Origin of the sequence: Streptomyces sp. NPDC093252 (assembly GCF_040683675.1) — a bacterium.
Classification (GTDB): domain Bacteria; phylum Actinomycetota; class Actinomycetes; order Streptomycetales; family Streptomycetaceae; genus Streptomyces.
The window spans coordinates 1-14,079 of sequence record NZ_JBFBEM010000030.1 but is presented as its reverse complement, the minus strand read 5'-3'; the positions used below and the strand labels follow the sequence as shown (position 1 = coordinate 14,079).

Sequence of the window (14,079 nt, the reverse complement as noted above, 5' to 3'; positions counted from 1 at the left end):
CGTCGCCGCCGGTGGCTCGGTGATGGACCTGCGCCGCGCGCCGCTGATGGATCTGCATGTGGCCGAGGTGGCGGCGGACGGCCGGTGGCTGGGGCTGGTGCGGATGCATCACCTGGTCCAGGACCACCTGGGCATGGATGTCGTGCTCCAGGAACTGCGGGCGGTCCTGACGGGGCAGGTGGACCAACTGGCGCCCGCCCTGCCGTTCCGGAACTTCGTCGCGCAGACCCGGGCCGTGCCGCGCGCCGAGCACGAGCGGTTCTTCGCCGGGCTCCTGGGCGATGTGACGGAGCCGACGGCACCGTACGGGCTGCTGGATGTGCGCGGTGACGGCAGTGGTGTGGTGTCGGGTGTGGTGTCCGTGGAGGACGAGGTGGTCGCGGGGCTGCGGGAGGTGTCGCGGCGGCTGGGGGTCAGTCCGGCGACGGTGCTTCATGTGGTGTGGTCACGGGTGCTGGCGGTGCTGTCCGGGCGCGACGACGTGGTGTTCGGGACGGTGCTGTTCGGGCGGATGAACGCCGGTGAGGGTGCCGACCGGGTCCTCGGCCCATTCATCAACACCCTGCCCGTGCGCGTACGGACCGGCCCGGTCGGGGTGCGGGCCGCGGTGGAGGGCATGCGGGACCAGTTGGCCGCGCTGCTGGAGCACGAGCACGCGCCGCTGGCGGTCGCGCAGCAGGTCAGCGGGGTCGCGGCCGATATGCCGCTGTTCACCTCGCTGTTCAACTACCGGCATGTCACCGGCAGCGGTGGCCGCGCCCCGGACGCCGGGGAGAGCGGCGAGGAGCGGCCCGTCGAGGGCATCCGTACGGTCTTCGCCGAGGAGCGGACCAACTACCCGCTGGTGGTGTCGGTCAACGACCGCGGCGCGGGGGGCCTGAGCCTGGGCGTGCAGACCGTGGACGTCCTCGACCCGCAGGCCGTGGGCCAACTGCTGGCCACCGCCGTCGAGAACACCGTCACCGCCCTCACCGCCGCCCTCGACGACGGCCCGGACACCGACCTGCGGGCCATCGACGTCCTCGGCGGCGAGGAGCGGGCCCGGCTGCTGCACGCCTGGAACGACCAGGTCCCGCAGACCGACGACACCACCCCCGCCACCCTCGCCGACCTGGTCGAACAGCAGGTCGCGGCGGCCCCCGACACCCTCGCCGTGGTGGCCGGCGAGACCCGGCTCACCTACGCCGAGCTGGACGCCCGCGCCACCCGCCTCGCCCATCATCTGCGCGCCCTCGGCGCCGGTACGGAATCCACCGTCGCCGTCATGCTGGACCGCGGCGCCGACACCGTCGTGGCGCTCCTCGGCGTCCTCAAGACCGGCGCCGCCTACCTCCCCGTCGACCCGCGCCACCCGGCGGAACGGGTGAGCTATGTCCTCGCCGACGCCGGAGCGGTGGCCGTCGTCACCTCCACGGCCTGCCTCCCGCAGCTCGCGGACCATCTGCCGCCCACCGTCCACGTCACCGTCCTGGACGACCCGGAGACCCGGGAGCGCCTCGCCGCGCTGGACGCGACACCCCTCCCCCGCTCGGTCACGCCCGACAACCGCGCCTATGTGATCTACACCTCCGGCTCGACGGGCCGCCCCAAGGGCGTCGCGGTCAGCCACCGCAATGTCGTCGGCATGTTCGCCTCCACCCGGGGACTCTTCGACCTAGGCCCGTCCGATGTGTGGAGCTGCTTCCACTCCTTCGCGTTCGACTTCTCCGTCTGGGAGCTGTGGGGCGCGCTCGTCCACGGAGCTCGTGTCGTCGTCGTCCCGTTCGATGTGTCGCGGTCGCCGCAGCAGTTCGCCCGGCTGCTGGCCGACGAGCAGGTCACCGTCCTCAGCCAGACCCCCTCGGCGCTCTACCAGCTTCTCGCGGTGGACGAGTTCCGGCCCAGGGACCTGCGGCTCATGGTGTTCGGCGGGGAGGCCCTCGACCACGCCCGGCTGCGGAGCTGGTGGCCCCGCGAGGACGACGCCCCGCGCGTCCGGCTCGTCAACATGTACGGGATCACCGAGACCACCGTCCACGCCACCCACTGGCGGCTCGGCCCCGCCGACGAGGAGACCGGCAGCGTCGTCGGCCGCGGACTGCCCGGACTGTCGACCTATGTCCTGGACGACTCCCTCGCCCCGGCACCGGTCGGGGTGATCGGCGAACTGTACGTGGCCGGTGACCAGGTCGCCCGCGGCTATGTGGGCCGCCCCGAACTGACCGCCGAACGCTTCGTCGCCTGCCCCTTCGGCTCCGCCGGTGAGCGCATGTACCGCTCCGGCGACCTCGCCAAGTGGACCCCCGACGGGCAACTCCTCTACATCGGCCGCGCCGACGAACAGGTGAAGATCCGGGGCTTCCGCATCGAGCCCGGCGAGATCGAGGCCGCCCTCCTGGCCCACCCCGACGTGGCCCGCACCGCCGTCGTGGCCCGCGAGGACACCCCCGGTGACAAACGGCTGGTGGCGTACATCGTGCCCGCCGACCCCGCCCGCCCCCCGGCCGACCCCGACAGTCTGCGCGCCTTCGTCGCCGGACGCGTCCCCGGATACATGGTCCCGGCGGCCGTCGTCACCGTCGCCGAACTCCCGCTGACCGCCAACGGCAAACTGGACCGCCGGGCCCTGCCCGCGCCCGAGTACACCTCCGGTGGCGGACGCGGCCCCGCCACGCTCCACGAGGAGATGCTCTGCGCGATCTTCGCGGATGTCCTCGGCGTCGACTCCGTGGGCGTCGACGACAGCTTCTTCCAGCTCGGCGGGCACTCCCTGCTCGCCGTCCGGCTGATCTCCCGCGTCCGGGTGGTGCTCGGCGTCGAGGTCGAGGTACGGGCGCTGTTCGAGACGCCCACGGTCGCCGGCCTCGCCGCCCGCCTCACCGAGCACAGCGGCCCGGCCCGCACGGCACTGCGGCCCGCTGCCGTACGCCCGGAGCGCGTACCCCTGTCCTTCGCGCAGCGCCGGCTCTGGTTCCTCGCCGAGCTGGAGGGACCCAGCGCCGCCTACAACATCGCCGTACCCGTCCGGGTGAGCGGCGTCGACGCGGGCGCGCTGGGCGTCGCCCTGCGGGACGTCATCGGACGCCACGAGTCGCTGCGGACGGTGTTCGCGGCGGTGGACGGCGAACCGCACCAGCGGGTGCTGGGCACCGCGGACCTGGACTGGCGGCTGGAGGTCACCCAGGTCGCGCGCGAGAACCTCACCGAAGCCGTGGACCGGGCGTCCCGGCACCCCTTCGACCTCGCCGCCGAACTCCCCCTGCGCGCCTGGCTGTTCGAAGCCTCCCCGGACGAGCAGGTCCTCCTCCTGGTCATGCACCACATCGCCGGTGACGGCTGGTCCCTGGGCCCCCTCGGCCGGGACCTCTCCACCGCCTACGCGGCCCGGCTGCGCGGCCGGGCCCCGGTCTTCACGCCACTGCCCGTCCAGTACGCGGACTACGCCCTCTGGCAGCGCGATCTGCTGGGCGAGGACACCGACCCGGCGAGCCTGCTCGCCACCCAGGTCGACTACTGGCGCCGGACCCTCGACGGAGCCCCGGAGGAACTCCCCCTCCCCACGGTCCGCCCCCGCCCCGCCGTCGCGAGCCACCTGGGATACCGGGTACCGCTCCAGGTCCCGGCCGAGATCCACCAGCGCCTCACCGACCTGGCCCGCGCCGAGGGCGCGACCCCGTTCATGGTCCTCCAGGCCGCCCTGGCGACCACCCTGTCCAGGCTGGGCGCGGGCACCGACGTCCCCATCGGCTGCGGCGTCGCGGGCCGCACCGACGAGGCCCTGGACGACCTCGTCGGCTTCTTCGTCAACACCCTCGTGATCCGCACCGACCTGTCCGGCGACCCGGAGTTCCGCGAACTGCTGGCCCGGGTGCGGGAGGCGAGCCTCGGCGCGTTCGCCCACCAGGACGTGCCCTTCGAGCGCCTGGTCGAGGAACTCGCCCCCGAACGCTCCATGTCCCGCCACCCCCTCTTCCAGGTCGTCCTCACCCTCCAGAACACCGAACGCGCGGAACTCGACCTGCCCGGTGTCCGCACCGGCTCCCTCCCGGCGACCGAGGCCGCCGTCGTCACCTCCATCAAGGGTGACGTGGAGGTGATGGTCGGCGAACTCTTCGACCGGGACGGCCACCCGGCGGGCCTGCGCGGCATGCTGACGGTGTCGGCGGACCTCTTCGACGAGCAGACCGCCACCCGGTTCGCCGACTGGTTCACCCGAGTCCTGGACACCACGACCACCACCCCCGAAACCCACCTGACCGCACTCGACCTGCTCACCCCCACCGACCGCGCCCGCATCCTCGGCACCTGGAACGCCACGGCCACGCAGGTCCCGGACGGGTCGGTGGTGGACCTCTTCGAACGCCGGGCGGCGGCTGCCCCGGACGCGGTGGCGGTGGTGAGCGGTGATGCTCGGGTTTCGTACGGGGAGTTGGATGCGGCGGCGAACCGGCTGGCGCACCATCTGCGGGGCCGGGGTGTCGGTCCGGAGTCGGTGGTGGCCCTGCGGCTGCCGCGCGGTGCGGAGCTGGTCACCGGGATGCTGGGCGTGTGGAAGGCGGGCGCTGCCTATCTCCCGGTCGATTCGCGCCTCCCGGCCGAGCGGGTGGACTTCATGCTCGCGGACGCGGGTGTGTCCCTGGTCCTCGGTCCGGAGGACCTGGATCAGCCGGGGGAGTCGGCGCAGGCTCCGGGCACGGCCGGTGATCTGGCGTATGTGATCTATACGTCGGGTTCGACGGGGGTGCCGAAGGGTGTCGCGGTCTCGCACGCGGGGCTGGTGAACCTGGTGTCGGCTCAGGGTGAGCGGTTCGCGGTGGACGAGACGGCCCGGGTGCTCCAGTTCGCGTCGGTCGGTTTCGACGCGGTGGTGTCCGAGGTGTGGGTGACTCTGTGCGCGGGCGGGGTATTGGTCGCGGGTTCGGCGGAGGAACTGGATTCCGGCGCGGGCGTGGCAGGCGCGGTGGCGCGTCATGGGGTGACCCATGTGACGCTGCCGCCGGCGGTGCTGGGTGCCCTGGATGCCGGTGACCTGGGGTCGGTGCGGACGCTGGTGTCGGCCGGTGAGGCGCTGGACGGGGGGCTGGTGGAGCGGTGGGCACCGGGTCGCCGCCTGCTGAACGCGTACGGCCCGACCGAGGTGACGGTGTGCGCCTCGATGTCCGAGCCCCTCGCCCCCGGCGACGAGCCGGCCATCGGCGCCCCCATGGCCAACACACGCGCCTACGTCCTGGACGAGGCACTTCAGCCGGTGCCGGTGGGTGTGACGGGTGAGCTGTATGTGTCGGGTGCGGGGCTGGCGCGGGGGTACGTGAACCGTCCCGGGCTGACTGGGGAGCGATTCGTGGCATCCCCGTTCGAGGCCGGGCGGCGGATGTACCGGACCGGGGACCTGGCGCGCTGGACGGCGGACGGGCAGTTGGTGTTCGGGGGCCGTGCGGACGACCAGGTCAAGGTGCGCGGCTTCCGGATCGAGCCGGGTGAGATCGAGAGTCTGCTGCTGTCGCACCCGGAGGTCACCCAGGCCGCGGTGGTGGCCCGTGAGGGTGCCTTGGTGGCGTATGTCGTGCCCGGCGGGCAGGACGTGGAGGGGCTGCGGGACCTCGTGGCCTCCCGGCTGCCCGAGTACATGGTCCCGGCGGCCTTCGTGTCACTGGACGCACTGCCGCTGACCGCCAACGGCAAGCTGGACCGCGGCGCCCTGCCCGCGCCCGAATACCGGGCCGGTGAAGGTCGGCGACCGGTCACCGTGCAGGAGGAGATCCTGTGCACGGTCTTCGCCGAGGTGCTCGGGCTGGAGTCGGTCGGCGTCGACGACCACTTCTTCCGGCTCGGCGGCCACTCCCTGCTGGCGATTCGCCTGGTCTCGCGGATCCGTGCCGTGCTGGGTGCGGAGGTCGAGGTACGGACCCTGTTCCAGGCGCCTACGGTGGCGGGTCTCGCGGCAGCCCTGGCCGAGGGCGACGGCCGGGCCCGAGCCGCACTGCGGGCCGCGGAGGAGCGGCCGGAGCGAGTGCCGCTGTCGTTCGCGCAGCGCCGGCTGTGGTTCCTGAACCAGCTTGAGGGGCCCAGCCCCACCTACAACCTCTCCCTCCCCATCCGGCTCAGCGGTGTCGACACCGCCGTACTGGACGCGGCGCTGCGGGATGTCGTCGGGCGGCACGAGTCGCTGCGGACGGTGTTCGGGGCGGTGGAGGGCGAGCCGTACCAGCGGGTGCTGGACGCGGTGGCCCCGGACCGGGGGCTGGAGGTCTCCCGGGTGGCGCCCGAGGATTTGGCGGAGGCGGTGACGCGGGCGTCGCGCCACGCCTTCGACCTGTCGTCGGAACCGCCGTTCCGGGCCTGGCTGTTCGAGGCGGCTCCGGACGAGCAGATCCTGCTGGTCGTGATGCACCACATCGCCGGTGACGGCTGGTCCATGGGCCCCCTGGGCCGGGACCTCGCCACCGCCTACGCGGCCCGGCTCGCGGGCCATGCCCCCGACTGGCGTCCGCTGCCGGTGCAGTACGCCGACTACGCGCAGTGGCAGCGGGAGGTGCTGGGGGAGGAGTCCGACCCGGAGAGCCTGCTGTCCACGCAGGTCGAGTACTGGCGGGACGCGCTCGCCGGGGCGCCGGAGGAACTCGCGCTGCCCGTGGACCGCGCCCGACCGGCGGTCGCCGGTCACCTGGGACACCGGGTGGCGATCACCACCCCCGCCGAGCTGCACCGGGGAGTCGTGGAGCTGGCGCGCGCCGAGGGCGTCACCGTGTTCATGGTGTTGCAGGCGGCGCTCGCGGTGACCCTGTCGCGGCTCGGGGCCGGTACGGACATCCCGGTCGGTTCGGCGGTGGCGGGCCGTACGGATGAGGCGCTGGACGATCTGGTCGGGTTCTTCGTCAATACGCTGGTGATCCGGACGGATCTGTCGGGTGATCCGGAGTTCCGTGAGGTGCTGGGGCGGGTGCGGGAGGCGAGCCTCGGGGCGCTGGCCCACCAGGACGTGCCCTTCGAGCGCCTGGTCGAGGAACTGGCTCCGGGACGGTCCCTTGCCCGTCACCCACTGTTCCAGGTGATGCTCACGCTCCAGAACGCCGAACAGACGGGACAGCAGGCCGGGCAGGGCAGCGGCGGCGGCCTGACCGGCATGCGGGCGGCTCAGGACGAGCAGGAGGGCCGGGCGCCGGGCGGACCTGAGCTGGTTCCGGCCAAGTTCGACCTTGAGGTGGTCGTCGGCGAGCAGTTCGACGCCGAGGGCCGGCCGACCGGGCTCCAGGGTGCGCTGATGGGATCGGCGGATCTCTTCGACGCCGTGTCGGTGGAGGTGATCGCGGAACGCTGGGCGCGTGTGCTGGCGGCGGTCACGGCGAGGCCGGAGACACGGGTCGGGGCCGTGGATGTGCTGGGCGCGGGGGAGCGGGAACGGCTGGTGGTGGGGTGGAACGACACCGGGGCGCCGGTGGCGGGCGATTCGGTGGTGGAGTTGTTCGAGGGGTGGGCCGCGTCGGCTCCGGGTGGGGTTGCCGTGGTGTACCGGGGCGTGGAGCTGTCGTACGGGGAACTGGACGCGGCGGCGAACCGGCTGGCGCACCATCTGCGGGGTCGGGGTGTCGGCCCGGAGTCGGTGGTGGGGCTGCGGCTGCCGCGCGGCCCGGAGATGATCGTCGGCATCCTGGGTGTGTGGAAGGCGGGCGCCGCGTATCTGCCGATCGATGGCCAGCTTCCCGCTGAGCGGGTTGAGTTCATGCTCGCGGATGCGGGTGTCTCCGTTGTCCTCGGTGTGGAGGATCTGGATCAGCCGGGGGAGTCTGCGCAGGCTCCGGGTGTGGTCGGGGATCTGGCGTATGTGATCTACACGTCCGGGTCGACCGGCACGCCGAAGGGTGTGGCGGTCTCCCATGGTTCGCTGGCGAATCTGGTGTCGGTGTTCGGGCCGGTGATGGGTGCGGGTCCGGGTGAGGGCCTGTTGCAGTTCGCGTCCTTCAGTTTCGACGCGTCGGTGCTGGATGTGGCGGTGGCGCTGTCGTCGGGTTCGTCGCTGTGGATCGCGAGTGAGGAGCAGCGGGAGCAGCCGCGGCGGTTGGCGGAGCTGGAGGGTGTGACGGCCGCGAGTGTGGTGCCGTCGCTGCTGGGTGTTCTGGATCCGGCGGATCTGGCGCATGTGGGTCCGATGGTGGTGGGTGCGGAGGCGGTCACCGAGGTGGTGGCGCGGACGTGGTCGGCGGGTCGGCGGCTGGTGCACGCTTATGGTCCGACCGAGAGCACGGTCATTGTGGCGATCGGGGAGGTGGACGGTGAGCGGCGCGGTCCGGTGCCGTTCGGGCGGCCGATCGCCAATACCCGGGTGTTTGTGCTGGATGAGGCTCTTCAGCCGGTGCCGGTCGGGGTCACGGGTGAGCTGTATGTGTCGGGTGCGGGGCTGGCGCGCGGGTATGTGAACCGTCCCGGTCTGACGGGTGAGCGGTTTGTGGCGTCGCCGTTCGAGGCCGGGCGGCGGATGTACCGCACCGGGGACCTGGCCCGCTGGACGGCGGACGGGCAGTTGGTGTTCGGGGGTCGTGCGGACGACCAGGTGAAGGTGCGGGGCTTCCGGATCGAGCCCGGTGAGATCGAGACCGTGCTGCTGTCGCACCCTGACGTGACCCAGGCGGCGGCGGTGGCCCGTGAGGGTGCCTTGGTCGCCTATGTCGTCTCGTCGGTCCCGGACACTGCGGTGCTGCGGGAACTGCTGGCGTCCCGGCTGCCGGAGTACATGGTCCCGGCCGCCTTCGTGACCCTGGACGAATTGCCGCTGACCGCCAACGGGAAGCTGGACCGGCGGGCGCTCCCGGAGCCGGAGTACGGCACGGGCGCGGGCCGGGCTCCGGTCACCGTGCAGGAGGAAGTCGTCTGCGCGGTGTTCGCGGAGGTGCTGGGGTTGGAGTCGGTCGGGGTGGAGGACGACTTCTTCCGGCTCGGCGGGCATTCCCTGCTCGCTGTGACGCTGGTGGAGCGGTTGCGGGGCCGGGGTGTGTCGGTGTCGGTGCGGGCGCTGTTCGAGTCGCCGAGTCCGGCGGGGCTGGCGCGGGCGGCGGCGGTCGGTACGGTGGAGGTGCCGGAGAACCTGATCCCGGCGGACGCCCAGCACCTCACGCCCGAGATGCTGCCGCTGGTGGAGCTGGGACAGGACGAGATCGACCAGGTGGTCGGCACCGTCGACGGCGGGGCGGCGAACATCGCCGATGTGTACCCGCTGGCCCCCCTCCAGGAAGGCATGCTCTTCCACCACCTCATGGCCGGCGACGGCGCTGACATCTACCTCACCGTACGGGTCGTGGAGTTCGAGTCGCGGGCCCGGCTCGATGAGTTCGCGGGTGCGTTGCAGCAGGTCGTGGACCGGCATGACATCTACCGGACCGGTGTGGTGTGGGAGGGGCTGCGGGAGCCGGTCCAGGTGGTGTGGCGGCGGGTCGAGCTGCCGGTGGTCGAGCACGTACTCGATGTCGAGGTCGGGTCGACCGAGCCCGCGGAGTGGGTGAACGCGCTGACCCGGGCCGGGGGGACGGCGATGGATCTGCGGCGGGCCCCGCTGATGGATCTGCATGTGGCCGAGGTGGCGGACGGTCGTTGGCTGGGGCTGGTGCGGATGCATCACCTGGTCCAGGACCACCTGGGCATGGATGTGGTGCTCCAGGAACTGCGGGCAGTGCTGAACGGTCGGGTGGACCGGCTGGCGCCCGCTCTGCCGTTCCGGAACTTCGTCGCGCAGACCCGGGCCGTGCCGCGCGCCGAGCACGAGCGGTTCTTCGCCGGGCTGCTGGGCGATGTGACGGAGCCGACGGCACCGTACGGGCTGCTCGATGTGCGCGGTGAGGGCAGTGGTGTGGTGTCGGGTGTGGTGACCGTGGACGGCGAGGTGGTGGCGGGGCTGCGGGAGGCATCGCGGCGGCTCGGCGTCAGTGCCGCCACGGTGCTGCACGTGGCCTGGGCGCGCGTGCTCGGCACCCTGGCGGGCCGGGACGACGTGGTCTTCGGGACGGTGCTGTTCGGGCGGATGAACGCCGGGGAGGGTGCCGACCGGGTGCTCGGCCCGTTCATCAACACCCTCCCCGTGCGCGTACGCACCGGAGAGGTCGGCGTGCGGGCGGCGGTGGAGCGGATGCGGGATGACCTCGCGGGGCTCCTGGAGCACGAGCACGCGCCGCTGGCGGTCGCCCAGCAGGCCAGCGGGATCGCCGGGAACACCCCTCTGTTCACCTCGCTCTTCAACTACCGGCACATCACCGACACCACCCCCCGCGACGACCGGAACCGGACCGGCGACGACACCGAGGACCGTCCGGACTCGGTGCACGGCATCCAGACCGTCTTCATGGAGGAGCGGACCAACTACCCGCTGGTGGTGTCGGTCAACGACCGCGGCGCGGGGGGCCTGAGCCTGGGCGTGCAGACCGTGGACGTCCTCGACCCGCAGGCCGTGGGCCAACTGCTGGCCACCGCCGTCGGGAACATCGTCACCGCCCTCACCGCCGCCCTCGACGACGGCCCGGACACCGCCCTGCGCGAGGTGCTCATCCTCGATGAGCAGGAGCGCCGACGCGTCCTCGTGGACTGGAACGACACGGTCACCGAAGGCCCCGACCGCACGGTCGTCGGATCGTTCGAGGGGTGGGTTGCGGCTGATCCGGGTGCGGTGGCCGTGGTGAGTGAGGGCGCCGGGCTTTCGTACGGGGAGTTGGACGCGGCGGCGAATCGGCTCGCGCACTCTCTGCGGGGCCGGGGGGTTGGGCCGGAGTCGGTGGTGGGGCTGCGGCTGCCGCGCGGTCCGGAGATGGTGGTCGGGATCCTGGGTGTGTGGAAGGCGGGGGCGGCGTATCTGCCGATCGATTCCCAACTTCCCTCTGATCGGGTTGAGTTCATGCTGGCGGATGCAGGGGTGTCGGTTGTTCTCGGTGCGGGGGATCTGGATCACCCGGGGGAGTCGGCGGAGGCTCCGGCGGTTGTCGGGGATCTGGCGTATGTGATCTATACGTCCGGTTCGACGGGTACCCCGAAGGGCGTTGCTGTCTCGCATGGCTCGCTGGCCAACCTGGTGTCGGTGTTCGGGCCGGTGATGGGTGCGGGCCCGGGTGTGGGTCTGTTGCAGTTCGCGTCCTTCAGCTTCGACGCGTCGGTGCTGGATGTGGCGGTGGCGTTGTCGTCGGGTTCGTCGCTGTGGATCGCGAGTGAGGAGCAGCGGGAGCAGCCGCGGCGGCTGGCGGAGCTGGAGGGTGTGAGCGCGGCGAGTGTGGTGCCGTCGCTGCTGGGTGTGCTGGATCCGGCGGATCTGGCGCATGTGGGGCCGATGGTGGTGGGTTCCGAGGCGATCAGTGAGGCGGTCGCGCGGGACTGGTCGGTCGGCCGGCGTCTGGTGCATGCGTACGGCCCGACCGAGAGCACGGTGATCGCGGCCATCAGCGAGGTGGATGGTGAGCGGCCCGGTCCGGTGCCGTTCGGACGGCCGATCGCCAACACTCGGGTCTATGTCCTGGACGACGCGCTGGAGCCGGTGCCGGTCGGGGTCACGGGTGAGCTGTATGTGGCCGGTGCCGGGCTGGCGCGCGGGTATGTGAACCGTCCGGGGCTGACGGGTGAGCGGTTCGTCGCGTCGCCGTTCGACGCCGGGCGGCGGATGTACCGGACCGGGGACCTCGCGCGATGGTCGACGGACGGGGAACTGGTCTTCGGCGGGCGCGCGGACCAGCAGGTCAAGGTACGCGGATTCCGGATCGAGCCCGGTGAGATCGAGGCCGCCCTGCTGACGCACGCCGATGTCGCCCAGGCCGCCGTAGTGGCTCGGGACGATGTACTGGTGGCGTATGTCGTGCCCTCGGTCCAGGACGTGGACGGACTGCGGGAGCTGGTCGCCGCGCGGGTGCCGGAGTACATGGTCCCGTCCGCCTTCGTCGCCCTGGACGAGCTGCCGCTCACCGCCAACGGGAAGCTGGACCGCAGGGCCCTGCCCGCGCCCGAGTACGCCAGCGGTACGGGCCGGGCCCCGGCGACCGTGCAGGAGGAAATCCTGTGCGCGGTGTTCGCGGAGGTGCTGGGGCTGGAGTCGGTCGGGGTGGAGGACAACTTCTTCCAGCTCGGCGGGCATTCACTGCTCGCGGTGTCACTCGTCGAGCAGTTGCGCACGCGCGGGGTGTCGGTGTCGGTGCGGGCGCTGTTCGAGTCGCCGACCCCGGCCGGGCTGGCGCGCGCCGCGGGCGCCGGGCCGGTGGAGGTGCCGGAGAACCTGATCCCGGCGGACGCCCGGCACATCACGCCCGAACTGCTCCCGCTGGTGGAGCTGGACCAGACCGAGATCGACCAGGTCGTGGCCACGGTCGACGGCGGAGCGGCGAACATCGCCGACATCTACCCGCTGGCGCCCCTCCAGGAGGGCATGCTCTTCCACCACCTCATGGCCGGTGGCGGACAGGACGCCTATGTGACCGTGCGGGTCGTGGAGTTCGAGTCGCGGACCCGGATGGAGGAGTTCGCGGGCGCGTTGCAGCAGGTCGTGGACCGGCATGATGTCTACCGGACCGGTGTGGTGTGGGAGGGGCTGCGGGAGCCGGTCCAGGTGGTGTGGCGGCGCGTCGAACTGCCCGTGGTCGAGCATGCCCTTGACGCCGGGATCACCGACCCCGCGGAACGGGTGGACGCACTGGTGCGTGCCGTCGGGTCGGCGATGGACCTGCGCCGCGCCCCGCTGATGGATCTGCATGTGGCCACGGTCGGCGAGGACCGGCTGCTCGGACTGCTGCGCATGCACCACATGATCGAGGACCACATGGGCATGGACGTGGTGCTCCAGGAGATGCGGGCGGTCCTGAACGGTCAGGTGGACCGGCTCGCCCCCGCTCTGCCGTTCCGGAACTTCGTCGCGCAGACGCGGTCGGTGCCGAGGGCCGAGCACGAGCGGTTCTTCGCCGGGCTCCTGGGTGATGTGACCGAGCCGACGGCACCGTACGGGCTGCTCGATGTGCGGGGCGACGGCAGTGGGCTGCGTGCCCAGATGCTGCCGGTCGCCGATGGGGTGGCCGGGGAACTGCGATCGGTGGCCCGGAGGTTGGGGGTCAGCGCGGCGACCGTCCTGCATGTGGTGTGGGCGCGGGTGCTCGCGTCGCTCGCCGGCCGGGACGACGTGGTCTTCGGCACCGTGCTCTTCGGGCGGATGAACGCCGGTGAGGGTGCCGACCGGGTGCTGGGCCCGTTCATCAACACCCTGCCCGTCCGTGTGCGGACCGGCCCGGTCGGGGTGCGGGCCGCGGTGGAGGGCATGCGGGACCAGTTGGCCGCGCTGCTGGAGCACGAGCACGCGCCGCTGGCGGTCGCCCAGCAGGCCAGCGGGATCGCGGGGAACACCCCGCTCTTCTCCTCCCTCTTCAACTACCGGCACACCGCCGGGGCCACCCGGCCCCCCGCCGAGGACGCACCGGACGACCGTCCCGAGTCGTCGGTACAGGGCATCCAGACCGTCTTCATGGAGGAGCGGACCAACTATCCCCTGGTGGTCTCCGTCAACGACCAGGACACCGCCGGCCTGAGCCTGAGCGTGCAGACGCTGGATGTGCTCGACCCGCGGGCCGTCGGTCTGATGCTGTGCACGGCCATCGAGAACGTCGTCGCCGCCCTGGCCGCGACGCTCGACGGCGGCCCGGACACCGCCCTGCGCGAGGTCAGGGTTCTCGATGAGCAGCAGCGTGAGCGTGTGCTTGTTGAGTGGGGTGGGTCGTCGTTGGTGGGTGCGGGTTCGGGTGTGGGTGGGGGTTCGTCGGTGTTGGGGTTGTTTGATCAGTGGGTGGGTGTGGATGCGGGTGCGGTGGTTGTGGTGGGGGATGGGGTGGTGGTGTCGCGGGGTGAGGTGGATGTGGCGGCGAATCGGTTGGCGCATTATTTGCGGGGTTGTGGTGTGGGGGTGGGTTCGGTGGTGGGGTTGTGTGTGCCGCGGGGTGTGGATGTGCTGGTGGGGATGTTGGGTGTGTGGCGGGCGGGTGCGGCGTTCTTGCCGATGGATGTGCGTCTGCCGGTGGAGCGGGTGGGGTTCATGGTGGGGGACAGTGGTGTGTCGGTGGTGTTGACGGATGGGGTGATGGGTGGGGAGTTGGCCGGTCGGGT

1 protein-coding gene (only partly in view) is annotated in these 14,079 nt (G+C 72.0%); it reads left to right on the top strand.

Going from position 1 to position 14,079, the window contains the following annotated elements:
• The coding region annotated (locus AB0O01_RS36345) for an amino acid adenylation domain-containing protein (protein WP_365320390.1) crosses the window boundary (this coding region is incomplete at its 3' end): on the top strand, positions 1–14,079 show 14,079 of its 17,702 nt. The annotated region extends 3,623 nt beyond the left edge of the window.